28 protein-coding genes are annotated in these 23,912 nt (G+C 68.3%); all 28 read right to left on the reverse strand.

The features are described from left to right. Window position 1: 1 nt before the first annotated feature. The 28 genes from BN948_RS08615 to BN948_RS08755 all read right to left on the reverse strand — a co-directional run bounded on the left by BN948_RS08615 (window position 2) and on the right by BN948_RS08755 (window position 23,910). The gene (locus tag BN948_RS08615; protein WP_051755980.1) at window positions 2-760 is read right to left on the reverse strand and encodes a phosphoadenosine phosphosulfate reductase domain-containing protein; all 759 of its coding nucleotides are present in this window, start codon (window positions 758-760) and stop codon (window positions 2-4) included. Beyond that, complete coding sequence (locus BN948_RS25570; protein WP_051756015.1) at window positions 760-2,112, reverse strand: tail fiber domain-containing protein; 1,353 nt, start codon at window positions 2,110-2,112, stop codon at window positions 760-762. Before BN948_RS25570 ends, BN948_RS08615 begins: the two co-directional genes overlap by 1 nt. Continuing rightward, entirely contained in the window at window positions 2,096-2,542 is a 447-nt protein-coding gene (locus BN948_RS08625; protein ID WP_051756018.1) for a GNAT family N-acetyltransferase, read from the reverse strand. Before BN948_RS08625 ends, BN948_RS25570 begins: the two co-directional genes overlap by 17 nt. A 236-nt stretch (window positions 2,543-2,778) precedes the next feature. Beyond that, window positions 2,779-4,740 (reverse strand): hypothetical protein, encoded by a 1,962-nt coding sequence (locus BN948_RS08635; RefSeq protein ID WP_035621173.1) that lies wholly within the window; start codon window positions 4,738-4,740, stop codon window positions 2,779-2,781. Between the two features lie 35 nt (window positions 4,741-4,775). Beyond that, complete coding sequence (locus BN948_RS08640) at window positions 4,776-5,012, reverse strand: hypothetical protein (RefSeq protein ID WP_035621175.1); 237 nt, start codon at window positions 5,010-5,012, stop codon at window positions 4,776-4,778. 72 nt (window positions 5,013-5,084) lie between these two features. After that, the gene (locus tag BN948_RS08645) at window positions 5,085-5,828 is read right to left on the reverse strand and encodes a fatty acid desaturase (RefSeq protein ID WP_035621177.1); all 744 of its coding nucleotides are present in this window, start codon (window positions 5,826-5,828) and stop codon (window positions 5,085-5,087) included. Between the two features lie 2 nt (window positions 5,829-5,830). Then, window positions 5,831-6,322 (reverse strand): hypothetical protein, encoded by a 492-nt coding sequence (locus BN948_RS08650; RefSeq protein WP_035621179.1) that lies wholly within the window; start codon window positions 6,320-6,322, stop codon window positions 5,831-5,833. Further along, the gene (locus tag BN948_RS08655; RefSeq protein ID WP_035621180.1) at window positions 6,319-6,615 is read right to left on the reverse strand and encodes a hotdog family protein; all 297 of its coding nucleotides are present in this window, start codon (window positions 6,613-6,615) and stop codon (window positions 6,319-6,321) included. Before BN948_RS08655 ends, BN948_RS08650 begins: the two co-directional genes overlap by 4 nt. After that, a complete protein-coding gene (locus BN948_RS27470) occupies window positions 6,612-7,499 on the reverse strand; it encodes a hypothetical protein (RefSeq protein ID WP_051756021.1) in 888 nt (295 codons plus the stop codon). Before BN948_RS27470 ends, BN948_RS08655 begins: the two co-directional genes overlap by 4 nt. Then, window positions 7,499-8,575, reverse strand: coding sequence for a hypothetical protein (locus BN948_RS25580; protein WP_051756025.1), 1,077 nt, complete (start codon window positions 8,573-8,575; stop codon window positions 7,499-7,501). Before BN948_RS25580 ends, BN948_RS27470 begins: the two co-directional genes overlap by 1 nt. Beyond that, on the reverse strand, window positions 8,575-9,171 hold the full coding sequence (locus tag BN948_RS08670) for a phage adaptor protein (protein ID WP_035621181.1): 597 nt from the start codon (window positions 9,169-9,171) through the stop codon (window positions 8,575-8,577). Before BN948_RS08670 ends, BN948_RS25580 begins: the two co-directional genes overlap by 1 nt. Before the next feature lies 1 nt (window position 9,172). Continuing rightward, a complete protein-coding gene (locus BN948_RS08675) occupies window positions 9,173-9,811 on the reverse strand; it encodes a phage adaptor protein (protein ID WP_156037826.1) in 639 nt (212 codons plus the stop codon). An 8-nt stretch (window positions 9,812-9,819) separates the two neighbouring features. After that, window positions 9,820-10,602, reverse strand: coding sequence for a hypothetical protein (locus tag BN948_RS08680; protein ID WP_035621184.1), 783 nt, complete (start codon window positions 10,600-10,602; stop codon window positions 9,820-9,822). A gap of 77 nt (window positions 10,603-10,679) precedes the next feature. Next, window positions 10,680-11,144 carry a hypothetical protein gene (locus BN948_RS08685; protein ID WP_035621186.1) on the reverse strand — a complete coding sequence of 155 codons (465 nt, stop codon included), beginning with the start codon at window positions 11,142-11,144 and terminating at the stop codon, window positions 10,680-10,682. Between the two features lie 38 nt (window positions 11,145-11,182). Beyond that, window positions 11,183-12,298 (reverse strand): N4-gp56 family major capsid protein, encoded by a 1,116-nt coding sequence (locus BN948_RS08690; protein ID WP_035621188.1) that lies wholly within the window; start codon window positions 12,296-12,298, stop codon window positions 11,183-11,185. 73 nt (window positions 12,299-12,371) lie between these two features. Further along, window positions 12,372-12,566, reverse strand: coding sequence for a hypothetical protein (locus BN948_RS08695; protein WP_156037827.1), 195 nt, complete (start codon window positions 12,564-12,566; stop codon window positions 12,372-12,374). Window positions 12,567-12,571: 5 nt separating this feature from the next. Further along, on the reverse strand, window positions 12,572-13,627 hold the full coding sequence (locus BN948_RS08700; RefSeq protein WP_035621192.1) for a hypothetical protein: 1,056 nt from the start codon (window positions 13,625-13,627) through the stop codon (window positions 12,572-12,574). A 34-nt stretch (window positions 13,628-13,661) separates the two neighbouring features. Beyond that, window positions 13,662-13,853 (reverse strand): hypothetical protein, encoded by a 192-nt coding sequence (locus BN948_RS08705; RefSeq protein WP_035621193.1) that lies wholly within the window; start codon window positions 13,851-13,853, stop codon window positions 13,662-13,664. Between the two features lie 60 nt (window positions 13,854-13,913). Then, the gene (locus BN948_RS26575) at window positions 13,914-16,136 is read right to left on the reverse strand and encodes a hypothetical protein (protein WP_035621195.1); all 2,223 of its coding nucleotides are present in this window, start codon (window positions 16,134-16,136) and stop codon (window positions 13,914-13,916) included. 9 nt (window positions 16,137-16,145) lie between these two features. Further along, window positions 16,146-18,155, reverse strand: coding sequence for a hypothetical protein (locus tag BN948_RS08715; protein WP_035621197.1), 2,010 nt, complete (start codon window positions 18,153-18,155; stop codon window positions 16,146-16,148). Between the two features lie 9 nt (window positions 18,156-18,164). Then, a complete protein-coding gene (locus BN948_RS08720) occupies window positions 18,165-18,554 on the reverse strand; it encodes a hypothetical protein (RefSeq protein WP_035621199.1) in 390 nt (129 codons plus the stop codon). 33 nt (window positions 18,555-18,587) lie between these two features. Further along, the gene (locus tag BN948_RS08725) at window positions 18,588-18,854 is read right to left on the reverse strand and encodes a spike base protein, RCAP_Rcc01079 family (protein WP_035621201.1); all 267 of its coding nucleotides are present in this window, start codon (window positions 18,852-18,854) and stop codon (window positions 18,588-18,590) included. 142 nt (window positions 18,855-18,996) lie between these two features. Beyond that, the gene (locus BN948_RS25585) at window positions 18,997-19,551 is read right to left on the reverse strand and encodes a hypothetical protein (protein ID WP_051756027.1); all 555 of its coding nucleotides are present in this window, start codon (window positions 19,549-19,551) and stop codon (window positions 18,997-18,999) included. A 10-nt stretch (window positions 19,552-19,561) separates the two neighbouring features. After that, entirely contained in the window at window positions 19,562-20,215 is a 654-nt protein-coding gene (locus tag BN948_RS08735) for a glycoside hydrolase family 19 protein (RefSeq protein ID WP_035621203.1), read from the reverse strand. Then, on the reverse strand, window positions 20,212-20,565 hold the full coding sequence (locus tag BN948_RS08740; protein ID WP_238327227.1) for a hypothetical protein: 354 nt from the start codon (window positions 20,563-20,565) through the stop codon (window positions 20,212-20,214). The genes BN948_RS08735 and BN948_RS08740 overlap by 4 nt, the downstream gene beginning before the upstream one ends. Then, window positions 20,562-23,039: a portal protein gene (locus BN948_RS08745; RefSeq protein WP_156037828.1), complete on the reverse strand. Its 2,478-nt coding sequence runs from the start codon at window positions 23,037-23,039 to the stop codon at window positions 20,562-20,564. Before BN948_RS08745 ends, BN948_RS08740 begins: the two co-directional genes overlap by 4 nt. Continuing rightward, window positions 23,032-23,463: a hypothetical protein gene (locus tag BN948_RS08750; protein WP_035621205.1), complete on the reverse strand. Its 432-nt coding sequence runs from the start codon at window positions 23,461-23,463 to the stop codon at window positions 23,032-23,034. The genes BN948_RS08745 and BN948_RS08750 overlap by 8 nt, the downstream gene beginning before the upstream one ends. Window positions 23,464-23,511: 48 nt before the next feature. After that, window positions 23,512-23,910 carry a hypothetical protein gene (locus BN948_RS08755; RefSeq protein ID WP_156037829.1) on the reverse strand — a complete coding sequence of 133 codons (399 nt, stop codon included), beginning with the start codon at window positions 23,908-23,910 and terminating at the stop codon, window positions 23,512-23,514. Between the last annotated feature and the right edge of the window lie 2 nt (window positions 23,911-23,912).

Raw genomic sequence — 23,912 nt, forward strand, 5'->3', positions numbered from 1 at the left:
GTCAGTCTCCTTGCGCGGGCTCCTGCCCGCATTCGCTCACGGCCTGGCGCAGCCGTTGCATCGGTTGGTCGACGGCCGCAGCGATGGCCCGCAGCCGCTCAGCGAGATCGACGAAGGCCTCGGGGTGGTGCTCGCGCAGGTAGCGCACGCGAGCGTCCCCCAGCCAGGCCGAGCAGCGCATGCAGTCCCCCGACTTGTCGAGGTGCTGGTACATGGCCAGGGCCTGCGGCCACTCGGCCGCGAGGTAGCGCGACACCATGCCGTCGGTCCAGTTCTCGATCGGGAACAGCAGCTCGATGCCGTCGACCACCTCGCCGCTGCGGTGCGGCCCTTTGAACTGATCCACCGCCTTCTGGCCGCGCACGATCAGCGTGACGCCATCGTCGAGCATGCGCTGGTGCATCGGCACGAACTTGCTGCGTGCGCAGCACATGGCGCGGTCCTGAATGGGCTCCGAGAGGGCCACCTTGAAGTGGTGCGCCGCCTGGCTGGCACCGAAGGGCACGAGGTCCGATGGCGGCCCGTACACGTGGATCATCTGGTGCACCTTGCCGGGCACGCGCACGAAGCGCTCGATGCCCAGCGCCACCACGTCGCGCACCACGCGCTCGGTTTCGGGAAAGGCGTCCCCCGAATCCAGCCAGTACACGGTCATCTGGCTCCACCAGGGCCGCAGCAGCAACAGCGCCGCGGTGGAGTCCTTGCCGCCGGAGAACTGGAAGGCGACGCGCTCGTGGCGCTCGAACACGTGGTCGAACATCAGTGCACCCGGCGGTAATCGACCATCATGAAGCCGCCCATGTCGACGGCGGCGTGGGGCACCTCATCGGCCATCACGCCGATGATCACGTCGTCGCTCCAGCGGTAGCGGAAGCGGTAGACGCCAGCGCCGCCCGGCGTCGTGCCGATGCGGTGGATGTCGCGCTTGAGGCGGCGGTCGGACCACGCGAAGCCGGTGGAGGCCCACGCACCCAGCGCCGCGCCCGCGACCTGGCCCAGCCCACCGTCGCCGCCACTGTTCGCCACGGCATTGGCGTAGCTGTTCTGCGCGCCCAGCACCCCGAGCTTGCCCTGCACCAGCGCGTTCTGCCCCTGCATCTGCGTGTTGGCGCCCTGTGCCATCGCGCCCTGCAGCGCCTGGCCCGGGGCCATCTGGTTGCCCACCGCGCTGTTGCCGGCGCCGGTGGCCACCGAGTAGGCGCCAGCGGACGCACCGGGCAGGCCGCGCGCCAAGCCGGCCACGTCCAGCTTCTTGGCGGTGTCCAGGCTCTGGTCCTGGATCCGCATGTTGCGCCCGGCCATGGAGGCGGCAGTCGTCGCGTTCGCGGCGTCGGTGAGCGCGGCCTGGCCCGTGGAGAACGCCCCCGTCTTGAGGCCCACGCCGCCGGCGATCACGTTGCGCATGGAGTTGGTGCCATCCGTGCGCGTGTTGTTCGCGGCGGCGGCCAGCGCGGCCGCGTTCTGGTTCGACAACGCCGTCACGTCCGAGGGCACCATCACGCCGTAGCGCGCAGCCTGGCGCATGGCGGTGTTGAGGGCCTGGGTCTGACCCACGCGCGTGTCCGCAACCGCGCGACCCACATCGCCCTCGATGTCGGCCTTGTACTTGTCGTAGATGGCCTGGTTGCCACCGGTGGCCAGCGCAATGTCGCCCGCCACGTCGTCGTTGTAGGCCGTGGCCCGATCGCGCAGCATCTGCGCGTCGGCCTTCTGCTGGGCGGTGATGGCGTCGCGCTCGGCGGCGTTGGCCTGCTCGGTGCCGGCCAGCGCCTCGTCGATCAGGCTCTCCTCGACCGGGCGAAACTTCTTCGAGTGCTCGAAGTAGTCCGCGCCCTGCTGGATGCCCTGGCGCATGATCTCCAGTTGCGCATCGACAACCGGCTGCGCCACCTTCATGTTGTTGTCGTACTGGCGCTGGCCCTCGGCGAGCTGCTTTTCGCCCAGCTCGGCGCCGATGCGCGCTGCGGCCTCGGAGGCTTGGGCGACCGGCGTGTAGTCGGGCGGCGGTGGAGAGTCCCCCTTGCCGCCCTCCAGCGTCATCGGCGCCAGACCATCGCCGCGCCGGCGGAAGGCCAGCAGCGGCAGGTCCGGGATATCAAGCAAGTGCTTCATCGCGCTGTTCCCTCAGGGTCAGCCAGCGGCATTGCTCACGCCGCATGGCCAGCACCAACAGATCACAGTCGCCCGCGCCATCCTTGATCCGCGCGACCTCTTCAAAACCCAGGTGGCGGTCGAACCGCAGTGCGGCGTCGTTGTCCGCGTTGACGAGCCCGATCACCACCTTGCAACCCATCTTCCCGAAGGCGTAGTCGAACGCTGCCCGCAGGAACGGGCGGTTGAGCCAGGTGCCGCGCAGGCCAGCCACGTGCATGCAGCAGCGCGCATCCTTCACGTAGCTGTCGAACACCACGCCAGCGATCAACTCCCCGTTGAGCTCAAGGCCCATGGCCTCGAAATTGACCCAAGGTGCCTGCAGGTCCACGCGCTCGGCCACCCACGCGCCCACGCGCTCTTTCTGACCGACGACGATGGATTTGCCCATGGCGGCGAGCCTGCCATGCTTGCCACGCTGGGCCTGCGGGCCGCGCGCCGGCTACTGGAGCAGCCGCAGGATCTCGTTCACCTTGGCGATGACGGCCGGCAGGTCGGCGTCGGGCGGCAGCAGCTTCAGGCGGGTGTCGCGCCTGCCCATGATCGTCTCCAGAGACTCCTTCAAGGCACTGTCGAACTTCGACCGCGAGGGGTCGACCGGTACCGGCGGAATGGCGGGCTTGGTGCTCACAGCCTTTTCAGGTCATCCATCGTCTCGGCCAGCTTCACCGACTTCACGCGCACGGACCCGGTGAGCTGCACCTGGAACGAGTCGGCCTTGAAGCCACTGGGGAGCTTGAAAGCACGCTGGTCCGCCACCAGCACGCGCGAGTGAACGACCTTGCCGTTCTGCAGCAGCGTGAAGGTGACGCCAGCGAGCACCGGCTGGTCGATGTTCCTGATGTTCGAGCCGTTCAGGATCCCGGCATTGATGCGCCGCCCGTTGAGCGCGCCCAGCCCGGCGTAGTTGGCGACGAGGAGTTCGTTGGCCGCGACCGCTTCCTCGAACGCGGCCTGCTCCGCCTCATAGTCTCCCTCGGTCATTTCGGACACGAGGTCCACCTTGGCCACGCCGAAGTTGAGCGGCTTGGACAGGTGCAGATCCTTGGAACGCCACGAGTAGTTAGGACGCGCGCCATCGCCCGCGTCGAACAGCTTGATGCCCTCGCTGTCCACCAGGTACATCTGGCCGTTCACGGCATCCGAGTAGATCTCGTCGGGAAAGTCGCTGAGCAAAGTCAGGCCCACGGGGCCCTCGGCCACATCGAAGACCAGCACGCCGCGAGCACCATCGACCTGACCGAAACGCACGTACACGCGGCCCTGCGCCTCGACGGCCACCATGGTCGCTGGCAGCAGCGGCGGCCACTCGGCGCGGGTGAAAAAGGCATCTGACCAGATGAATGCGCCCTTCATGCCAACGTAGGCCATGCCGTAGCTCGTCGGGTACAGCACGCCATCGCCCACCGACACCATGCCGCGCTTGGCCAGGCAGGGCATGCGCTGCTGCACCGCATCGAATTGCACGGTCGCCGGCTCCACGCCCACGGCCATGTATGGCACCGACCGGGTGCCCACCACCACGTTAGAGCCGAAGGGCTCGACGCCCACGATCTCGAAGTTGGCCACACGCCGGTAGCTCACCGGCCAAGCGTGGGGCTGCAGGGGTTCGGAATAGCAGAGCTGGGTGCCCACGAAGCCCACCAAGCAGCCGTTGGGCAGCGCGCGCAGGCCGCGCAGGCCGGGCGGCGGAGGATCCCAGGCTTGCGAGATCAATTCGTCGCCCAGGATCTCGCTGTCGCTCAGGTTGTCGTTGAAGCTCGTTCCGACATCGTCGTCGACGAGCTGGAAACTGGCCGTCGAGCCGGCCTGCCGGTAGAGCCGGCGCTTCATGCCCACTGTGTTCCACGGCGCCACGCGGGCCCAGGCGGTGTCGGCCGCATAGTCGCCGAGCACGCGGAACGTGGCGTTCGTGGGCGTCTCGGTGACCAGCACCTTGTCGCCGCCGATCTCGATCTCGTCGCCGGCGCGCAGCCAGTGGTTGCCGGTGTTGGTGAAGGTGGTGACCCCCGCAGCGTGCACCGCGGTGCCCGTGCCGGCGTTGGCCGGGAAGGCGTCCATGTCGGAGATCGTCCACGTGTCGTCCACCTTGCCTTGCACCACGGCGGTGGCGGGCGAGTCAGCGCTCTCTTCGTTGAGCGCCGAATAGAAGGTGTAGACGTAGACCCGATTGACCGTGGCGCCAGTGCCAGCGCCGTCGGTGGTGAGAGTGGGCGCGCCCTTGGGACGAGGCACCCCGACCGCGAAGGGCGCGTCGGGCAAGTCCTCGTAGGACGCATAGCGCGGCTCGCCGTCGCCGGTCCAGTAGTAGCGCGGGGGAATGCCGGCGGGCAGCGGCCCGCGGGCGACATCCACCTCTTTCGCCCAGGCGAGCCACTTCTGGCCGCCTTCGACGTTCTCGGCCCGATAGACCGACTGCCAGGGGCCGCTGGTGGAGGGCGTGTTGACGAGGAGGGGTTGACGCAGCGGGCGGATCTCGCCCGAGGTCAGGATGACGTTGGTGGCGTCGACTGCTGCGCCGTCACCGAGAAGGCGCGGCGCAGTACGCGGCAGCATGCCGAGAAACGGGGCGATGGCGATGCCACCCATGGCCTACCCTCCCCCGCTTCGCATGCCGCGCCCGATCAGGCGGCGTCTTGCGCGTTCGGCTGGGCGGCGCCGCCCAGGCGCACGATGCGCAACACATCCGCGTTGCCGGGGACGGGGTAGGCCTCGCCGGGCGCCACCTCCTTGGAATCGAACGGGTAGACGGTGCCTTCGGCCGTGTCTTTGGAGGCATCGCCCTCCATGTTTTCGCTGTAGGTTTTGCCTTGCACGCGGTAGTCGACGCGCAGGGGTTGGGAGGTGGCGGTGATGATCATGGATGCTCTCCGGATTTCCAGAAGTGGCGGCTGAAGGTCGGGCCGCCGCCGGCGCCCGACAGGGGTTGTGCCTCACTTGGTACGAATCGCGCGAATGAACCACCACCCGTAATCCAGGTGCCACCAGCGCCGCCCGAGCTGCGCGTCGCGGGGGTGGTCGTGGTGGTGGGCATGGCGCCACTCGCCGGCGGCCGGCAGCAGCCACTCCAGCCACGGCATATCGCGCGCGCCGCCGCCGCGATGGCTCGCCACCTGGTGCACGGCGCCGACGAGCTGCACGGTCCCCATAGGCGCCAAGTAGCCGAACACCAGCGGCGCCAGGAACGTCCCGGTGGCCAGGCCCAGCGCCAGCAGCAGCAGCACCCAGGCCAGCGCCACCACCAGCGCATTGCGGTGCACGGCCTTCAGCACCCGGTCGTCGAGGAGCGCCTGCAGGCGCCAGCGCACCATGGGCACGGCGCGGTAGGTCTTCCACAGCAGGTACCAGAGCCGGGTGTCGTGCGGGTCGCCCTGACCGTCGGAATGGGCATGGTGGGTCTGGTGCGCGGCCGCCCAGGCCAGCGGCGAGCCCTGCAGCACGATGCAGGAGGCCAGCGCCATGGCGGTGTGCCAGAAGGGCGTGGTCTGGAAGGCGCCATGCGTGAAATAGCGGTGCAGCGCCACCGAGATCGCCAGGCCGCCCAAGACGTGGCCCGAGGCCCAGGCGAGCAGCCACCACGGGCTCAAGCCCTCCCACAGCGCCCACAGCGCCAGCGCGGCGCCGAGGTAGCCCACCCACTGCCCGATCGGGATCATCCACAGGCGTTGACGCAGCATGCTCACTCCATGAACAGGAAGCCGATGGCGCGCTCGAGCACCACCACGCGGGCGCCCTTGGCCAGTGCCTGAGGCGCGGCCAGCTCGACATCGCCCACGCGCACGCGGCCCTCGCACAGCAGCGCGTTGCGCACCAGACGCAGCTCGCGGCCCGGTTCGGCGTCGAGTACTGCCAGCTTCGGCTGGCGCCGGCGGTTGGCCACGCGGTTGATGCACCAGAACTCGCTGGGCTCGGCGGCAGTGCACACGAAGCGGCCGGCCTGCGTGCGCCCGCGCCGCAGGATCGAGTCGCCCGGCTGGCGATCGGGCAAGCGACGACCGGTGCCCTGCTCCTCCACCAGCACCCGGCCGCGCGTCCACACAGCCACGTCTGGCGCGTTGGCCACATCGATGTCGCCGTTGGCGTGCACCTCGAAGCGCTCGCCGACCGCCAGGATCTTGCGGTGCACGATCCAGCCGAAGGCCTCGTAGCGCTCGAAGCGGAAGTCGCTCACTGCACGGGCTCCAGCTCAATGGTGGGCACCGGCGCAGGGGCAGGCGCAGAGGAAGCAACCGGCGGCGCCGCGATCACGGTGCCCACCGCCGGAGCGAACCGATCCACCATCGTCTGATCGATCCAGTGCCAGGTGGACAGCGGCGCGTACTGCGCGACGTGCTGCTGCAGGTCAGCGCCCACCGGGGGCAGCATGACGCCGACGACGATCGGCTCGTAGCCCTCGCGCGCGTAGCGCACGTCCATGGTGAGGCCGTCGTCGTTGTGCTTGATGATGGTTGCTTGCCAGTTCATGCGATTGCTCCGATCCGCGTGCCTGTCGCGGTCCAGGTGATGTTCGAGTTGCCGACGACGGCCGCGCCGCCGCCGCCGCCGCTGTAACCGCCTACGCTGGTGTTCGACGGCGGCGCACTGCTCCAGAAGCCCGTGCCACCGGTGCCGCCTCCGGCGCCCCAGTCGCCGCCGTTGCCACCTGAGCCGCCATAGCAGGTCGTGCCCATGCCGTTCGTTGCGGCAGCGCCTCCACCGCCGCCGCCAGGCCCCCCACTGAACGTGGCTGTGCCGCCGCTGCCCGCGAAGGATCCAGACCCGGAACCTGGTGGGTTGCCGATGACGATCGTTGCTTGACCAGCGCCTGATCCGCCGCCAGCGTTCGTGCGACCGGGCCGACCGCCGCCACCACCACCGCCAGGCGAGTGGTGCGTGTAGTTGGGCGCGTCCTTCCCGCCTCCGACCGCAAGGCCGGCGCCATAACCACCGCCACCACCGCCGCCGCCGCCGCCAGCGATCACGCCAAGGTTCTGGATCTCGGCCGGGATGTTGATGATGCGCAGCGCGCTTCCACCACCACAGCCGCCACCACCCGCGCCGCCGTTGTTGCGTCCGGTACCGCCCGCGCCACCCATGCCCACCACGTAGGCGCCTGAGTTGATCTTGAGCTTGAGCGTGGAGCCGGCTGGGTAGGCCGTGGTGCCGGTGTCGAAGGCGTAGATGCCAGTCGAGGTGGCATAGACCACCACGCCGGTCAGGATCTCCACCTCGGCGCGCAGCGGCTGCAGGCCATCCCAGCCAGCGGCCATGGCCGCGGTGCGCAGGTTGAAGTTCGCCGTGTCCGACCCGAGGAAGATCTTGGGCTCGGTGGCCTTCGTGGCGAGCAGCGCGTTGTGGATGCCGGCCATCAGGTGACCCCGGCCCCCGACACCACAGCCTCGGTGGCGGAGACGAAGAAGATCGTCGCCATGCCCCGCGCCAGCAGGCCGCGCGTGCCGGTCGTTGCGGTTGCTACCAGACGCAGAGTCAACCCTGCTCCCTGGATGATGCTGATGGCGCCAGCAGTGTTGTTGTAGATCGTGACGACGTCATCGGCACTGAACACGTTGGCCGGAACCGTGATGTTGCCGTTCGCGTGGCACGCCGAGCCACGCTCGGTTTCAGCGAGAGGGCCACTGGTGATGCCAGGCAAGAGGCTGCGCAGGCGGTCGACGAATGCGGTGGTGGCCACCTGGGTCGTGGCGTTCTTCGCGGCCTGGGTGACGGCTGTGGCGTTGCTGTGAATCGTGGCGGTCGAGGTCAAGCTCAGCGCGCCGGCTGCGAGCGTAGCCGTGCTCGCATTGCCCAGGATGTTGATGCCCCAGTTGCCGGTGGCGCCGGTGCCATCGCGTCGCGGCACGTCGATCTCGCTGTGCGAGAACGACACGTTGGCCGAGCCATCGACCGACCGGGTTTGGGCGCCAACGGTGAGAGATCGCGCGGTGCCCCAGTAGGACGTGGTGATGTTCGCCGCGCCGTTGAACGGCGTGCCGTTGATGTTGCGCGGGGTGGCCAGCGCGGTGGCGGTCGCCGCGACACCCGAGATTGAAATGCCCCAGGTGCCGGAAGCATCGCCGCCGGTGCGCGAGGGCACGGCCATCGCGTCGCGCATGGCCTGTGCCGTGGCAGCGCCAGCGAAGACCTGCAGGGGCTGCAGCCCGAACGCGGTCACGCGCAGCTCGACGATGTCGCCCAGGTTCCAGGCGCGCGCCGTGGTGCCCTCCTGCGCCCTCTCGACGGCCATCGTGTCGGCGCCGCCCAGGCGCGACGTGACTTTCACGATCTCGATGTTGTTCGAGGCGTCCTGCAGGGTGACCATCACGAAGTGGGGTGCCACCACCTCGGGGAACTTGTCCCCTTGGCCGCTGGCCACCGTGAGGGTTCCCTCGACGTTGTCGATCGCCGCGGCCAGCGTCGAGAAGGCGTTGTTCTTGAAGAGTTGCATCAGGCGCTCCCGAGCTTGGCCTTGAAGGCGGTGTAGTGCGCAGCGGCGCGCTCGGTCAGCACGTGCTCGTCGTCCTTGCTCTCGCTGCGGTAGATGACGTAGTCGGCCAGCACCGGCTCGAAGCTCTCGGGCAGCTCCGTGATCGCGTCCTCCAGGGCGTACTGAGCCGGCAGGCGCGCGTAGCGCACGTCGACGTGCTGGCCAGACGGCGCCGGCGGGTAGATGAAGAATCGGAGGGGGTCAGCCTCCAGCGGAGCCCAGTGCTCGGCTGGGCCAGCCGGGTCCGTGCGCCAGGTGGGCCGGAACTGGTCCATCGTGAAGCGGTCCATGGGCGTGATCGCCGCGCCATCGGTGATGCACAGCACGTCGAGGACGCGCTGCGCCGTGGCGAAGGTGAGCGCCTGGTCCACCTTGCCGTCGGCGCAGGGGTGCGACACCACGGACGAGAACAGGTCGGCGCGGGCAGCGGCGATTTCGCGCAGGCCCTGGTTCACATAGCCGACCAACTCATCGTTCGACTGTCGTAGCGAGGCAGCGCTGGTGCCGCGGTCGTTCAGGACGTAGCGCGCGAGCAGGATGATCGACTGGGGGGTCATGTCAGCACCACTTCACGCTGTTGCGGATGCGCGCGCGCACGTTGGCTTTGGCCGCCCGGGTGTGGGCGGAATCGGTCAGGGCCGAGAACATGCCCCCGTAGGCCACGCCCATCTGCGCATCGGTCCAGGGCTTCTTGGCGTAGACCATGAGCCGCGCCTTGGCGCCGATGTGCATGGCCTCGTGGTAGCGCTTGGCGATCTCGTCGGGCAGGCCCTGCGAGATGTCGCTGGGCTTGACGATCAGGCGCGCACGCACGCCCTCGGCAGCGGCCGCCATGGGCTTGGGGTAGAGCGTGAGCACGCCCGGCTCCATCTCCATGTACTTGGTCGACGTGCCGGTGTGCGTGCGCCACTGGTCCGAGTAGGCCCGGTCGAGCTCTTCCGGCGTCACGGGGTCCATCAGCTTGCCGTCATACCAAGCGGCCTCGAGTTCGACGAGGTCCATTGAGGCATCGGCGGGCAGCAGCGCGATGGTTTCAGCGCTCGCGCCCACGGGCAGAGGACCAAGGTCCACCCGCCATGCGCGCGAGCGCTCGAAGAACACCTGGGCCGCGCGCCGCAGCTCGTGCACCATGAGGATGTTCGGGCATCCCGGCAGGTGCGGCGCGAGGTCAGGGAACCAGTACGACCAGGCCCGCATGCCTCACCTCACTTCGCCGCGGCTTCGCGCTTCTTGGCCTTCTGCACGGCCGCGTTGTGGCGTGCGGCCTTGTCCGGCGCGGTCTTCGGGGGCGTGTTGGCCTCATCCGGCTGGCCACCGGTGGCGCCATCGGCCTCCTCCATGGCGTCGATCTGGTCGGCGATGAGGTCGTCGCGCTCCTGCTCGCCAAGGGCGTTCCAGGCGTCCACGGGCAGGCCGCTGGCGGCGTGCGCCAGCGCGACCACGTCGACGAGCTGGTACTGCTTCTCGCCGATGGCGATCACGGCCTCGAACTTGTCGGAGCCCAGCAGCGTCGCAGCGTCAGCCGTGGGGCGCGGCGTGCCGGCCAGGTCGGCGGCGGCATCGGCGTCCGTCAGCGGGTTGGCCACGCTGCCCTTGTCGGTGCGCTTCTCGGGATCCGTTTCCGGCGCGAGGCCATTGCCCTTCGGCGGGTTGTCCGTGCCCTCCACAGGCGGCGCGTTCGGATCGCCGTCGTCGTCGTCGTCGAGGTCCAAGTCCTGGTCGGTCTTGTCGGCGGGGTCGCGCCCGTCATCGGCGTCCAGGTCGCCAGCGCCCGGAGGGTTGAGCAGCGCCATCGCGATCTCGTTGTCCTCCGGCGTGGTGGGCCAGAAGTTGTCGGTGCGCAGCAGCAGCTTGAGGGTGGCGGCGTCCTCGATGTCGCATTCGAGGGCGCCGTCGGGACCAGGTGCAAACGTGTACGTTTGGCGATCCTGGCCCGTAACTTTGACCGTGCCGTCGAGGCGCGGTTTGATGGACGTTTGCAGCTTCATGGTGCTCCTTCGTTCAATGAAAAAAGGGGGCAGATCGCTCCACCCCCTTCACTTCGCCACGGGGTGCCCGTGAACGATCAGGCCGCGCGGTAGATCAGCGTCACGCCGACTTCGCCGGCCTGAGCTGCGGTGGGCGCGGTGGCCACTTTGAGGCCGATCTTGCGATCGACGTTCTTCGGTTTGACGTTGACCATGGCCTTGCCGTTGGGCGCGAGGCGCTGCTGGAAGGCCGCGTTGGCGGCAGCGGTTGCACCCCAGTGCGCGCCGCCGTCGTCGGCGTCGGTGGACAGGTTGTCCTCGGCGGCGTTGAGCACGCCGACCTGCAGGACCAGCGCGGCCGCGCCGGTGTCCAGGTCGTCAGCGTCGACGAGGACATCCACCGGCACGCAACCGGCGGGCAGGATGCCGATGGCGCCGCAGTCGTTGAGCGCGAGATCCGCGAGGGGCAGTTGCAGAGCGAAGCGCACCGCCACCAGGTCGGAGCCGGCGGGGAAGATCACCGGCTTGCGGCCGGTGAGGTAGTCGTTGCTGTTGGCGAACATGTGGGTTCTCCTTGATCAGTGGGTTGTGGCCTGGCCGATCAGCGAGCCGCGCAGGCGGTGTCGAGCGAGAACAGGCCGAAGTCCTGCGCGCCCACCGGCGTGGTGAAGGTGACCTTCTTGACGCCGAAGATCGAGGAGGTGGAGATCACCACCTTGTCGCCGTTGTCACGGGTTTCCTCGTGCCAGTCGAAGCGCATGTTGGTGCCCGGCGAGCCGAAGGCGACCACGGCGGCCTGCGAGCCCATGAACAGGGCGCGCGCGGCTTCCACGTTGCCGCCAGCGCCCGCCGTGTTGAAGCGGATGGCGTTGCGGTGGCTGTGCAGGATCACGCCGCGGTACATGCCCAGGGAGCCCTTGAAGATCGGGTTCTTGCGGCCTTCGGCACCGGCGGCGGCCTTTTGGATGTCCAGCCACTGGCCCGTGTTGGTGTTGCGGCGCAGGTCGTCTTCCTGGAAGGTGTGCATCACGCACACGAAGGTCTCTTCGCCGTCCATCTTCACGGGCTGCAGCACGGGGATGTCGGTGGCGCCACCGCCCTGGCTGTCCGCGCGGGTCTTCGCCTTGTCGATCAGGCTCAGGTCGAGCTTGTCGTTGGCGTCGATGTTGTTGAACGCGGTGGCGTCGCCGCCGTACAGCGTGTGCTGCGCATCGGGGCTCACCAGAGCGTTGTTGGCGCGGCCGGCGTAGGCCAGCGGCAGCAGGAAGTTGGGGTTGATGCCCCGCGCGCCGGACAGGTAGATGAACAGCAGCTCATCCTGCAGGCGGGCCCACCAGCTCGACTGCTGGCGCTTGGCCTTCTCGCGCAGGTCGTGCAGCGTGCGCTTGCGGGTCATGCGACCGCCGGTGTTCACACCGCAACGGGCCTGATCGATGTAGATCTGGTCCGTGTAGAAGCGCTGGCCTTCTTCCTTGCCTTCGAGGATGTCCTCGCCCTCGACGGGGGCCATCTTGAGTTCGGCCAGCAGGTCGTAGCTGATCGTCTCGCCGGCGTCGGACTCCAGGTCGGTGAGGATCTGGATGGGCACCTCGGCCTCGGCACCGCGCGCCATGAACCGCTGGTTGAAGTAGGACTTGTGGCTCGTGTCGTAGGCGAGCAGGCCGGCCCACTTCTTGACGGCCTTGGCGTCGTTCACGCCGATGATGGTGCGTGCCATTGAGAGAACTCCTTAAAAGTTGACACTTTTTTGGAGCACTCCTGCGCCCACGATCAGCTTTGCAGCTAGGGCATCACGTTGCCATGCTTGGTACGACGTTGCGGCCGTTGTCCTCGGCCTTGCGCTCGATCTTCACGTCGCGCGCGGCGATCACACGCAGCCGTGCGAACTGCCCGCTCTTGTGAATGAGGGTGATGCGAGCAGGCCCGGACACCGCGAGTTCTTCACCTGCGCGGATGTCGATCACGAGGCCGGGCTGCTTCGCCATGTCGGTCATCCCTGCTTGAACTTCTCGCGCTGCGCGGGCGTCATGCGAGCGATGGCGTCTTCGTAGTCCTGGCCCTCCAGGCTCATGATGTCGGCGAACTCGTCGCCGCCGAGGTCGCCCTGCCCTTCGCCGCCCGGCACCTGGGCCAGCGAGGCCTCGGCAGCGGCCTTCGCTGCATCGGCGGCGCTGCGCTGAGCGGCGGCGGCCTTCACCGTGGCTTTGGGGTCGACCGGCGCAGCAGCGGGAGTGGCGGCGGGCGCAGGGCTCGGTGCCGGCGCGCGCGCGGAGAGGCCGTGCAGGGCCAGCACGCGCTTGTGCGCTTCGGCCAGGAACCAGCGCGAGGAGCGCGTCGCGTTGGCGTCGTCGTTGGCCAGGTGCCGAACGAAGATGTCGAAGTCCTTGAGCTTCGCCGGATCCTTGCTGTAGTCGAGGCCGCCCTGTTCGGCCGGCAGCGCCTTGGTGTCCTTCATGAAGGTGCTGATGGCACCCTGCCACTGCGCCTGCGCGTCCTGCTCGTTCGCCGTGTTGAGGGTTTCGACGCGCGCGCGCTGCACCAGCAGCTCCTCGCGCTTCTCGCGCGCCTCGTCGATCAGGCGATCGCGCTCGTCGATGTCGATCTCGCCGGCCTTGAACTTGGCGCGGGCGTCGGCGTCCTGCTCCTTGATCGACTGCATCTGCGCGTCGTAGTCGGCGGGCAGCTCGGCCTTGTAGCGCTGGCGCGGCGCGGCATCGTCGTCCTCCACTTCCGCCGGCGCTGCGGGTGCGGCAGCAGGGGCTGCAGTGGGCTCGGCCGGGGCGGCGGCGGGCGCTTGCGCAGCATCGGCGGGCGCGGCTGCTGGGGCGGCGGCCGGCGTCGCTGCAGCGGGCTCGTCGTCGTCATCGTCGCCATCGTCGTCGACCTCCTGCCCGGGCTTGACAGCCGCGGGCGTGTCGCCAGCGATCTCGGCCAGGGCGGCCAGTTCCTCGGGGGTGTGCTCGCTTTCGGCCATCGCGGCCCGCTCTTCATCCGTGAGGGTTCCGAGCAGATCCTTGTCGAAAGCGGTGTTGTCGGCTGCACTCATGCGCGCTCCTTGGTGGTGGTGAGGGGAAACGGAATCAGGTGGTGGGCTTGGTCGCCGCCACCGCCGCCGCGTCCTGCACCTGCTTGGCGGCCCAGGCCCGGGCCTTCTCCAGGCGCTTCGCGTCGGCCTTGATCTTCTCGGCCTCGATCAACGTGCGAGCGTCCGACTCGGCGCGCCACTCCTCATCGGGGCCGATGCAGCAGTGGGACTTCTTCGACTTGGCCATGGTGGTTCTCCGGTGGCGGTGGTGACGATCGCGCGGGAGCCTGCCATGCTTGCCACGCGCTCAGAGCGAGATCCGCAGGGCGATGGACACGCCGGTGCGGTGGCCGCCTTCGCTGGGCTCGGGAGGGTGCGTGGCCGTGTTGCTGGTCGAGGTGCTGCCAGACACCGAATTCGCGGGCGTTACCTGGTGGACCTGCGTCGCCGACGACGCCGTGGAAGTGGAGCCAGAGACAGACCCGGCTGGCGTGGCCTGCTGCACCTGCGTGGCAGACGGAGCCGAGCTGGTCGAGCCCGACACCGAGCCCGCGGGCTCGGCCTTCTGCACCTGCGTCGCCGAGGACGCGGTCGAGGTGCTGCCAGACACCGAATTCGCGGGCGTGGCGACGTGCCCCTCGTCGTACAGGTCGACCCGCACGGGGCTTCCCACGTCCACGCCATCGACCTCGAGCTGGTACTCGAAGAAGTCGGCGCTGGGGCCCGTGTAGGTGAAGCGGCCCTGCGGGTCGATGTCGAAGTCTTCGTCGTTGACCGGCGGCGTGACGATGCGAAAACTGAACCACTTGTCCTCGTCGCCGGCGTCAACGTCGTTGAAGAGGATGCCGGCCGGCGCGCCGCCCACGGGCCCGGTGTTGTCCAGGATGTACTGGCCAGTCGCGCCGTCGCGGAAGGTCGTGCGCAGGCCGATGGCCAGTACCGACGAATCGTTGCCTGCGGCATCGCGGTGCACGAGGTAGGGGTAGTAGCCCGTGAGCGAAGCGAGGCCAGTGGCGTTGAACGACTTGGCGCCGGCCGAGCCGATCGCCTGGTTCGCCGCGAGGGCCGCCGCGGCACCCGTGTGGTCCTGGCCGTTGCGCACCTGCGTGGCGCTGGGCGGCGTCGACGAGCTGGTGAGCACCAGGTACATGGTGCCGTTGCCCTCGTCCGTGGTGGCGCCCACAACGATCAGCGCGTTCGACTCCACCACGGCGGAGCCAGCGCTCAGGATGGGCGCGGTCGTATCCGATGAGGTGGTGGCGAAAGGCGCGCTCGACACCACAGCCGAGTCATTGCCGGCTGCGTCGCGGTGCAGGTAGTGGTGTCGGTACGTCGTGCCAGGCGTGAGGCCCGTGGCGCCCATGTTCTGCACGCCCGTGGTTGTCACGGCCTGCGAGGCGCCCGCCTTCACCGTGGCCGCCGATTCGGTTGCGTTGGTGGTCGTGACGCGATACAGCGTGCCGTTGGCTTCGTTCGTCGAGACTGAGCCGCTGGCCGTGGTCGTACCCGTGGCCGCGCCCGTGGGGCTGCTCAGCGTGGGCGGCGTCGTGTCGGCTGGCGCGTCAGTGGTGAAGGCCGCCGACGTGACCACGGCGGAATCGTTGTTCGCGGCGTCGCGTTGATGAAAGTGGTAGCGGAAGGTGGTGCTGCCCGCGAGGCCCGTGGCGTTGAAGGTCTTGACCCCCGTGGAGCCCACAGCCTGATTTCCGGCCCACGCCGCCGCGGCGCCGGTGTGGTCCTGGCCAGCGCGCACCTGGGCCGCCGTGGGCGCGGTCGCCGACGTGGTCACCACGGCATAAGCCGTGCCATTGGCTTCGTTGGTGGACACCGTGCCGGTGGCCGTGCTGCTGCCCGTCTTGGTGCCAGTCGGCGAGGTGAGCGTCGGCGGCGTAGTGTCGCTGACGCCGCCCTTGTCCTTGAGCGGCAGCACAGCCATGGCGGCGTAGTCGCCTGCTGGCATGGTCACCGTGGTGGTGGGCATCACCGTGGGGACCACCGACACCCGCATCAAGGTGTCGCGGATCGGGCCCGGGCTCACATAGACGTTCGTGCCGCCTGCGGGAAGCGCGGGCGCCGTGTCGCCATAGACGATGTGTGCAGCGAGCACCAGGTCATTGGCGTTGCTCGGGTTCGCCGAGACGTTGGTGCCGGCCAGGCGGCCAAGGCCTGCCGCCGCTGCGAAGTCAGCGGGGTCGTCTACCTTCAGGAACACCGCCACGCAATAGGGGCCGTAGGGCGGCGCCACGTTCCAGTCGACGGAGAGCGTGCGCCCTGGGCCGAAGGCCGAGAGCGCAGCGGTCGCCGCACAGATGCCGTAGCCCTCATAGCTGGAGGCCAACTCCTGCTGCACGAACGAGCCGGAAAAGTCCGACGAGATCGCAACCACGTTGAGGTCGCTGTCGTTCGTTCCACCGAGGAAGATCGCGACCACGTTCGCGCCAGCAGGCACATCCTCCGGGAGCACAACCTCCGGATCGATCGTGTTGCCGAGGTCGATGGCGAAGGCGTCGACGATGATGGGCTTTGCCATGGCGCGTCCTTACCTCGGCACGATGTCGTACTGCGGGCTGTTGGCGAAGTCAGGCGCCAGGTTGGGCGTGAACGTCAGCCAGCGCGCATAGGCAGCAGCGCCATCGGCGTGACCGGCGTTCGTCGCGGCGCCCAACATGCCGCGCGACACCGCCGCGTAGCCCTCGGCCCAGTCGGGATAGGCGCCGTCGCCGTTGGCCACCGTGCCGCAGGTGGGCCCGGATCCGTTGGCGGTGCCGTAGGTCGCCCAATCGGTGATGGGGTTGCCGCCCGAGCGGGAGACGTTCCAGTAGTGCGCGCCCTTCGAGGTGCAGAAGCCCAGGGCCTGCACCGCCGCGGTGAAGCGGCCGACGCCGTAGCGAGCGATGTTGTTGAAGGTGGCCTGCAGGCCGGTTTCGCCGTTCTCGATGGCCCAGGAGGCCACGTACATGAAGAAATCGTTCTCGTAGCCCGGGATCTCGTTGTCGTTGTAGATCCCCTTCAAGCCGCCGAGCTTGAAGATGTAGGTGTTGTCGCCGTCCACCGTGAAGTTGGTGTTGAAGAAGGCGATGTTGTTGTTGGCGATCGTGCGGAAGTAGGTCTTCTGCGCGTGGTTGTCGGGCAGCGCGAAGGCGCATTCGAGGATGGAGCGGAAGCCCCAGGCCGCACCGCGAAGCTGCTCCGAGCCCATGTGGCCCTGCGAGGTGCCACGGCCCGATGGATCAACCGCCGCGATGTTCCAGGCCGTCCAGAAGGTCATTTCCTCCAGGTAAAAATTGCGGCCGGTGACCAGGTAGGGGATGTAGCAGTACGAACCCTGGTGGGCGATGTCGGGCGTCCAGGTGGGGTTCGCGCTTCCAGAGGGCACCGAGGGGCTGGAGGTGCCGAAGCGAACCGCGATGTTGGGTCGCGACACCACGTCCACCGGCAGGCCCGAGGTCTGATCGCGGAAGTGCACCGGCGCGGTGGCGCTGGCATCGGCGTTGCGCAGCATCGCCTGCCATGCGCGCTCGTCCTGCGACAGCAGCCACATGGCGCACCACTTCGGGATGGGCGCGATCTCGTCGCGGCCACCCGTGCCCGGCATGTCGGTGGTGAGGCCTCCCGTGGCCATCGGGCCGGTGCCGCCCATGCTCAGGTTGTTCTGGATCGTGGTCAGGGCACCGGACGCCACGGAGCGCTCACGGTTGTAGTTCCACGTCGCCTTCGAGTCGAGGAAATAGGCCTTGTTGTGCAGCGGGCGCACCTGCTCGCCCGCGCCGCTCCAGACCTCCTTGTGCCAGCGCGCGTGGTGGCGGTGCGTGAAGCTGGCCTGCGTGAAGATGGCGGAGCCGCCGGCGCCCTGGGTGCAGCTCACCGAGTAGGTGAGGTCTGCGGGGCTGGCCTGCAGGAGCCACCCGTTCTCAAAGATGAAGTCAGTGTAGATCGAGCCGTTCGCGTAGAAGCACACGTCGACGTGCAGGCGCAGGTGCGCGTGGTCGGCATTCGACGGGTTCTTGAATGGCACCGAGACGCGGAACTCTTTGGCGACCGGGCCATTGAGGCGAATGCCGGTGTTCGCCGCGATCTGCGCAAGGAGCTGAGCGCGCGGCGCCGCGGTCCAGGCGACACCACCGATGGTGGCGACGACGACAGGATCCCAGCCGTCGGTGTTGAAGCTGCCACTGGGCTGCGTGAACTTGTCGCCCGCCCAAATCTGCATGGCCTTGGTGCCGTTGGCGGCCAGGGCGGGGATCTGCGCGCTGATGACAGCCAGGCGCGCGTTCGTGCTGCTCTTGTGGGAGGCGACTGCGTCGAACTGCAGCGGGACCACACTGCCGTCCACCAGGCCATACAGCGACTCGGTGGAGGGGTCGAACTCGGTGAGTTTGAAGGGCTGGCCGAAGGTCACCGGTACGTTCGACTGCGGGGAGCCCGAGGTCGAACGGAAGGTGATGTCCGTGATCTGGCGCAGCGGCCCGCCGGACGAAGGCGGCTCGATGCCCGCGTACAGCGGCGCGCCGGGCGTGCCCGAGTAGGAATCGGCCCGAGGAGTGGGCATGCCACCTCCTCAGGGGGCCACGGGCTGGGTGGCGGTGATGACGAAGCCGGCCATGTTGACCTGGTTGCCGGCGATGATCGCTTGCTTGGCCGACTCCTCCGTCACCTCCAGCACCTTGGAGTTCACGGTGTCGAACAGCACCGTGTGGTTGTTGGCGCCGCCGCCGCTTGCGTCGGCCGCGCTATCGGTCTTGGCGGCCACCGACAGCGTGCGGTTGTTGCCGCTGCTACCCAGCGTCATGTCGGCCGACGAGATCGAGGCGGCCGCCAGGACGCGGCCCATCAGGGTAGCGAAGCTGTCGCCAAAGGTGAACGAGCTGACGAGGGCCATCAGGTTCGCATTGGCGCGGATGTATGCGAGGCCGTTGTCCAGTGCATCGGGGTGGCGTTGGCGCGGCATAGTGGGCTCCTGCTGGTGTGGTGGTGGCGGCGCTCAGTACAGCGCCCAAATGTCGGTGGCGGTGCCGCCGGTGCGGACCTGCTGCGCCTGCAGCGGGTTGAAGCCCTGTTGCAGCGGCACGTTGGCGCGGATCTCGCCCGAGGCGTCCATGAGGTTCGCGGTGCCAGCACCGCCCACCAGCAGCCCGCGACACGGGCCGCCCGGCAGGCTCTGGTCGGCCTTGATGACGGGCTCGTAGCGCAACGCCGGCGCCGTGGCATCGGCGTTGACGAAGCCGCCGCGCGGGCGATTGATGGACATGGCGGGCCTCCTGAGACGGTGCGGGTGTGGGACCAGCCAAAGGTGCCATGCTTGCCACGAAAAAAGCCCCGACGGGCTTGCGCCGGCCGGGGCGAAGGTGGCGCACTGCGAAGTGCAGGGTCCACCACCGTGGAGACAACCGTTACGGGGTGCGGGGCGGCGTGAGCCGGTCGATCACCACCTGCAGGTCTTGCGACTTCGACGCGCTGCCGCGCGAGCTGCCGAACTCGAACTGGAAGGCGTCGCGCAGGCAAGCGCCGAACAGGCCCGAGATCGTGGACAGAATGCCCACCACCTCGCCCGGGATCTGGTTGCGGAAGAACACGAGCACCCACAGGCAGGCCAGCAGACCGACGACGGCGCCAACGATCATCACGTCCTTGCGGCGGTTGTCGTGGCCTGCCTGGGCGAGCGCGACATCGCGCTTGCGCGCGTCCTGGCGATCGGCGAGGTAGGCCATGTCCAGCTCGGCGTCGATCTCGAGCACGCGGGTGCGGAACTGGATCATCAGCTTGGGGTCGGCGCGCACTGCCTCGGCCGCCTCCATGCCGAACTTGCCGGTGACGCGCTCGGCCACGCCTACGACCTGCTCGGCCACCTCGGCGGCCTTGCTTTTGTCGTCGCCGGTGATCCAGCGCAGGATCTCGGGGACCACTGGCGCGAGCGCCAGGGCGATCTGAATGGGGACATTGACCATCGTTGACTCCTTATGCGGCCAGCACCTGCAGGCCTTCCTCGAACAGGGCCAGGCGCTCAGCGTGGTGCAGCATCGCCTTGCCGTTGATGGCGCGCGTGGTGGCGGCGAAGTCGCCCGCGTCGATCATCTGATTGCAGCCGCGAGTGACCCAGTACCACGCCGCGGTGACGCAGGCATCGGTCGGCTGGGCCACCAGCTCGGGCTTGTGCAGGTACACGGCGCCCAGGCCCACGCCCACCGAGGCGTCGCGGTAGTTCGCGCGCCCGGTGAGCTGGAAGATGCCCCGCCCGCGGTACCGCCAGCCATCGCCCGATGCCTCGTCGCCATTGCCGTTGCGGTTGGCATAGGCGCGGTTGGCCAGCTTCTCGGGCTGGCGCACGAAGCCCTTGGCGAACTCGATCTCTTCCGGGTCCACCACGCGGTCGCCATCGAGGTCGAAGCCGGTGCGGAAGATCCGCGCGATGCGCTCGGGGTCGCTGTAGCGCAGGTTCTCTTCCAGGCTCGACAGCCGCGCCGTCTCGATCACGGCATGGGCCAGGAAGGCCGCACGCCGCTGTGGCGTGAGGATGTGATGCAGCGCCATGGCCGCGTGCAGCGGCTCGGCGAAGGCGCGCGCCTGCGTCGGCGTCACGCCCAGGTCGATGAGGTCGGCCACGAGCTTCATGTCGCGCTGTGGAAGAGGAACGACCAGAGCCGGCCCAGTGCGGACCACCCGCCAACGGCATACACGATGCCGCCCAGCACCAGGAACGTGAAGGCCTTGCTGATCAGGCCCCGGATGCCGCCGATGACGATGCGCCCGGCGTGGTCCTGCGCCTCGGTGCGCAGCACGTCCAGTCCCGCCATCCAGAAGGCCTTGGCGTTCTCGTGGTTCATCGCCTTGCCGATGCCCTTCTCGACGGCCAGAGCCACGCGCTCGTCGATGTAGGCGAGCGTGCTTTCCGTGAGGCGGACCTCGACGGGTGTTCCGGTGCGGCGGGATTCTTCTGCGAGTGCCATTTCGTCCGGGCTCATTCAGCTTTGCCTTCCGTCTTGGCCTTGGCCTTCTTCTTCGCGTCGCGCTCACCCTCGCGCGCCTCGACCACCTCCTCGCGCAGGTCGATCTCGCGGTCGCGGGCCTGCTGCTCGGCCTTGGCCAGGCGCGCCTCGACGCCCGAGCGCAGGTCGTCGACGGTCTTGGCGAAGCGCTCCAGCACCTTGTTGGCGTCGGCCTGGATCTCGGCGATGCGGATCTTGGCGTCGGCGTCGATGCGCGCGGCTTCCAGCTTGGAATCGGAGTCGGCACGGATCTGCAACGTGCGGTTGGCCAGGTCCGAGCGGGCCTTTTGCAGGTCGGCCGACAGCTTCTCGATCACCTGGTCGGCTTCCTGGCGGAGCTGCGCCACGGCCTGCTGCACCGCGGGCGTGATGTCACCGCCCTCGCCTGCCGCGACGGCCTGCGCTTCGGCCTCGATCTTGTTCGCCTCTGCCATGAGCTTGCGGGCCTTGCCCTGCGTCTCTTCCAGGGAGGCCAGAGCCATCTGGCGCTGCACCTCCAGCGCTTCGGCCTGGGCGCGCATCTGCTGCTCGGCCTGCGCCGTCTCCTCGGGCGTCATCGGCTTGTTGGGGTCGCGCTCACCCGTCATGCGGCGGATTTCGCCGGCGATCTCGTCCTTGTTGGGCAGGTCGGAGAACTCGTAGGCAATGATCAGCAGACGCAGCGCGATCTCGGGCGGCAGGCGCTGGGCGATCTGCTGCAGGTTCTCGAACATCACCTGGCGCAGGGTGCCGGCGTAGTCCGCCTCGCTCACGATGAAGTCGGCCTTGCTGGCCGTGATGTCGTTGAGCCAGCGCACCGAGCCGTCGGGCTGCACCTCGGGCTGGTTGATCTTCACCCACTCGATCGCGCCCTTGGCGCCGGTGAGGCGCATGATCTTCTGCTCGGTGTAGAACTGCTCGGCATTGCTGAGCTGCTTCTCACCCGATACCTGGGTGGCAAGGCGCAGGTTCTCGAAGGGCTCGGTGGTGACCACGCTGCCCTGCATCTGACGCGCTTCGATGGCCCGGCCGGACACGGCATTGGTGGGCCGACCCATGTTCTCCTGCGCCACACCTCCGCTCTTCTGGATGGCCTGGCCCTGCAGGGTCATCATCTGCACCTGCGCTGCAGCCACGTCCACGCCCGGCCGGATCTCCAACTTCTTACCGGACTTGCCGATGATGAGGCCATCGGGTCGACCGGCCTCCTCGCGCAGTTCATCCCAGTCGTCCGTGGCGCCGTCCTCCGCGATGATCTGCTGCGTGTTGATCTGGAACAGCGCCTTGCTCGCGCGCTTGTTCAGATCCTGCTGAATGTCGCGCACGCGGCGGATGACGCCGTAGGGCAGGCGATCTCGGCCGCGCCGGTAGCACCAGACAGGCGTGAGCGTGAAGCGGTTGTGCCGATAGGGCGACACGCCCATGCGCAGCATGTGGGACTCGGTGAACAGCGCCATGTGCACGCGCATCACCACCTTGTCGATGACCTGGTAGTTGTTGACGGCCAGGTGCATCGACAGTGCCTTGTCGCGGGGGTCGAAGAACACGCCCTGCAGGGGGCCGTCGGCCACGATCTTCGAGTCGGCCGGCATGCGGTACTGGGCCTCGTAGATCTTCACGCGCCGGCGCTTGGCGTCGATCATCATCCCCTGGCCTGAGGCGCGCAGCGTGCCGGTCTTGGAACCCGAAAGCAGCTCCTCGGACGTGTACCAGGTGTCTTCCTCCCAGTCGGACATCGTCTGCGTCTGGTGGTTCTCGACCGCGGCGCGGATGGCGTCGGCGCGATCGGGGTACATGGCCAGCGCGATGTCCTCATCGACCCAGCGCCAGCGGAACACGTAGCGGGCGTCGGACAGGTCCAGCTCGTAGCTCAGAGAGTCGTACAGGACATTGCGCCAGTCCTCATAGCGGTTGTAGATACGGTCCTGCGTGGGGTCATCGCGCACGCCGTCGTCGATCCAGCCGAGGCCGGCCTTGATGGCATCGGAGAAGCTGCGCGAGCGGTTGGACGGCACGCGGTTGACATCGGAGACGTACTTGAGGGTCTTCGTCTTCACGTCGGCGAGCTGCACGTCGTCCTCGGTGCGCGGCAGCACGCTCCAGTCCACGCGCGTTCGGATCTCGGTGCCGATGAGCCAGTCGCACATGGGCGCGACTTCGTTGTAGACGAGGGGCATCTGCCCGCGGTCGCGCAGGGCCTGGGCGTCTTCTGGATCCCACTGGATGCTGTCGTAGAAGTCGGCATCCATCGCCATTTCGAGGCGGTTGTGGGCCTGCTTGTCGCGCTCGTAGTAGAACCACTCCAGCAGCTTGCGCAGCGTGGCGCGCGCGTCTGGCCCGTCGAAGGGGTGAGCCGGCGCGCGGTCGCCCTCGACGGCCTCCTGCTCCTCGCGCGTGAGGCCCATGCGCCGGTAGTAGTCGTCGCCAGGCGCGCGGCCGCGGCGCGGCGTGACCTCAAGGGCGTTAGCCATAGGTCACACCCTCCTTCTCCATGCGGATGTCTTCTTCCGCCAGCACCTCGCCGGCGCCGCGCAGCACCATGCGGCCGAAGCTGCCGCGATACACCTCGTTCGGCGGCGAGCTGGGCATGCGGATGAGGTCCGGCAGGCCGTCGATGATCAGCGCGGCCAGGCGGCGCACGTTGGTGATGTTGGGCTCGATGCCCAGCACCTCGCAGGCCTTCATGGCCTTGCGGGCGACCGTGGCGACGTTCTCGCTCTTGGAGTCGTCCCAGGTGTAGGCGGCACCCTCCATCACGCAGTACCACGGCGCGCCAGCGCGGCGGTGCGGGATCAGCACCATCGCGCGTTCGTCGTTGATCCAGGTGAAGATCACGGCGATGTCGCCGTGGTAGCGCGTCAGGTGCGCCTTCTTCGTGTCCAGTTGCGCCGGCATGCTGCCCCCAGTGAGAAACTGGGGCCTGACGGTGCCATGCTTGCCACGTCAGCCGGGTGGTTTGCGCGCTCTGCCAATGGACGAGGTTGAGCGGAATTCGTCGGCCATCGTCTCCAGCGGGTTCTCGCTCTCGAAGCGCTCGATGGCGTGCTCGGTGAGGATGAACACCCACCAGGTCTGTGGGCCCCACCTCACACTCGACTTCAAGCCGCCGCGGCTGTGTGCCTCGATGCCGTGCACCACCATGCCGTACTCGCTGACCACTGTGACATCGGCCTTCATCAGCGGGGGCAGCGCCTCCAGCTTGCTGTCGCCCAGCAGGCGCGCAACCTTCATCGTCTCGTCGCCGCGCTTCTCTTTGGTGAGGCGAAAGTCGCCCACCACCGGCGTCTGCGGCTGTGGGAGCGGCACGCCGCTGGCGCGCAAGCGATAGATTGAAGCCCTCATGA

Origin of the sequence: Hydrogenophaga intermedia, assembly GCF_000723405.1 — a bacterium.
Classification (GTDB): Bacteria; Pseudomonadota; Gammaproteobacteria; order Burkholderiales; family Burkholderiaceae_C; genus Hydrogenophaga; species Hydrogenophaga intermedia.

What these genes read in the sequence shown, in the direction of transcription:
- BN948_RS25585 (WP_051756027.1), bottom strand. Translation starts at nt 19,551, where the DNA reads ATGGTCAATGTCCCCATTCAGATCGCCCTGGCGCTCGCGCCAGTGGTC.
- BN948_RS25570 (WP_051756015.1), bottom strand. Translation starts at nt 2,112, where the DNA reads ATGAAGCACTTGCTTGATATCCCGGACCTGCCGCTGCTGGCCTTCCGC.
- BN948_RS26575 (WP_035621195.1), bottom strand. Translation starts at nt 16,136, where the DNA reads ATGGCAAAGCCCATCATCGTCGACGCCTTCGCCATCGACCTCGGCAAC.
- BN948_RS08640 (WP_035621175.1), bottom strand. Translation starts at nt 5,012, where the DNA reads ATGATCATCACCGCCACCTCCCAACCCCTGCGCGTCGACTACCGCGTG.
- BN948_RS08685 (WP_035621186.1), bottom strand. Translation starts at nt 11,144, where the DNA reads ATGTTCGCCAACAGCAACGACTACCTCACCGGCCGCAAGCCGGTGATC.
- BN948_RS08715 (WP_035621197.1), bottom strand. Translation starts at nt 18,155, where the DNA reads ATGCCCACTCCTCGGGCCGATTCCTACTCGGGCACGCCCGGCGCGCCG.
- BN948_RS08655 (WP_035621180.1), bottom strand. Translation starts at nt 6,615, where the DNA reads ATGAACTGGCAAGCAACCATCATCAAGCACAACGACGACGGCCTCACC.
- BN948_RS08745 (WP_156037828.1), bottom strand. Translation starts at nt 23,039, where the DNA reads ATGGCTAACGCCCTTGAGGTCACGCCGCGCCGCGGCCGCGCGCCTGGC.
- BN948_RS25580 (WP_051756025.1), bottom strand. Translation starts at nt 8,575, where the DNA reads ATGCAACTCTTCAAGAACAACGCCTTCTCGACGCTGGCCGCGGCGATC.
- BN948_RS08625 (WP_051756018.1), bottom strand. Translation starts at nt 2,542, where the DNA reads ATGGGCAAATCCATCGTCGTCGGTCAGAAAGAGCGCGTGGGCGCGTGG.
- BN948_RS08645 (WP_035621177.1), bottom strand. Translation starts at nt 5,828, where the DNA reads ATGCTGCGTCAACGCCTGTGGATGATCCCGATCGGGCAGTGGGTGGGC.
- BN948_RS08725 (WP_035621201.1), bottom strand. Translation starts at nt 18,854, where the DNA reads ATGTCCATCAATCGCCCGCGCGGCGGCTTCGTCAACGCCGATGCCACG.
- BN948_RS08615 (WP_051755980.1), bottom strand. Translation starts at nt 760, where the DNA reads ATGTTCGACCACGTGTTCGAGCGCCACGAGCGCGTCGCCTTCCAGTTC.
- BN948_RS08755 (WP_156037829.1), bottom strand. Translation starts at nt 23,910, where the DNA reads ATGAGGGCTTCAATCTATCGCTTGCGCGCCAGCGGCGTGCCGCTCCCA.
- BN948_RS08700 (WP_035621192.1), bottom strand. Translation starts at nt 13,627, where the DNA reads ATGAGTGCAGCCGACAACACCGCTTTCGACAAGGATCTGCTCGGAACC.
- BN948_RS08635 (WP_035621173.1), bottom strand. Translation starts at nt 4,740, where the DNA reads ATGGGTGGCATCGCCATCGCCCCGTTTCTCGGCATGCTGCCGCGTACT.
- BN948_RS08740 (WP_238327227.1), bottom strand. Translation starts at nt 20,565, where the DNA reads ATGAGCCCGGACGAAATGGCACTCGCAGAAGAATCCCGCCGCACCGGA.
- BN948_RS08695 (WP_156037827.1), bottom strand. Translation starts at nt 12,566, where the DNA reads ATGGCGAAGCAGCCCGGCCTCGTGATCGACATCCGCGCAGGTGAAGAA.
- BN948_RS27470 (WP_051756021.1), bottom strand. Translation starts at nt 7,499, where the DNA reads ATGGCCGGCATCCACAACGCGCTGCTCGCCACGAAGGCCACCGAGCCC.
- BN948_RS08750 (WP_035621205.1), bottom strand. Translation starts at nt 23,463, where the DNA reads ATGCCGGCGCAACTGGACACGAAGAAGGCGCACCTGACGCGCTACCAC.
- BN948_RS08670 (WP_035621181.1), bottom strand. Translation starts at nt 9,171, where the DNA reads ATGACCCCCCAGTCGATCATCCTGCTCGCGCGCTACGTCCTGAACGAC.
- BN948_RS08720 (WP_035621199.1), bottom strand. Translation starts at nt 18,554, where the DNA reads ATGCCGCGCCAACGCCACCCCGATGCACTGGACAACGGCCTCGCATAC.
- BN948_RS08735 (WP_035621203.1), bottom strand. Translation starts at nt 20,215, where the DNA reads ATGAAGCTCGTGGCCGACCTCATCGACCTGGGCGTGACGCCGACGCAG.
- BN948_RS08680 (WP_035621184.1), bottom strand. Translation starts at nt 10,602, where the DNA reads ATGAAGCTGCAAACGTCCATCAAACCGCGCCTCGACGGCACGGTCAAA.
- BN948_RS08690 (WP_035621188.1), bottom strand. Translation starts at nt 12,298, where the DNA reads ATGGCACGCACCATCATCGGCGTGAACGACGCCAAGGCCGTCAAGAAG.
- BN948_RS08705 (WP_035621193.1), bottom strand. Translation starts at nt 13,853, where the DNA reads ATGGCCAAGTCGAAGAAGTCCCACTGCTGCATCGGCCCCGATGAGGAG.
- BN948_RS08675 (WP_156037826.1), bottom strand. Translation starts at nt 9,811, where the DNA reads ATGCGGGCCTGGTCGTACTGGTTCCCTGACCTCGCGCCGCACCTGCCG.